Raw genomic sequence first — 270 nt, forward strand, 5'->3', positions numbered from 1 at the left:
TGGAAGCCGGTCGAGGCCATGCAACTGGCAGCGGCCATGAAATCGGCGGCGCAGGCGATGGGGATTTCGACCGACCGCCGGGCCAAGGTCGAAGCCGAGTTTGAAAAGCAGGTGAAGGCGGCCGTCACCACGGTGGCCAGGGCCAAGGGGCTGTCGGCCGAGACGGCCGAGGCAATCAAATCAGAAATTCTGGGGGTGGAATGAAGCGAAATATCTTCGGTGAGGCACAGCCGGCCACAACGGCCGAGATCATTCAGGCGCTCGGCGAGC

At 63.3% G+C, this 270-nt stretch carries 1 protein-coding gene; it reads left to right on the forward strand.

Going from position 1 to position 270, the window contains the following annotated elements; translation table 11 throughout:
- Window positions 1-204 (forward strand): phage protein Gp27 family protein (locus Q5762_RS38475; protein ID WP_315896960.1); only part of this gene is annotated, 204 nt, incomplete at its 5' end.
- Between the last annotated feature and the right edge of the window lie 66 nt (window positions 205-270).

This window comes from Streptomyces sp. P9(2023) (genome assembly GCF_032436795.1).
Lineage (GTDB): Bacteria > Actinomycetota > Actinomycetes > Streptomycetales > Streptomycetaceae > Streptomyces.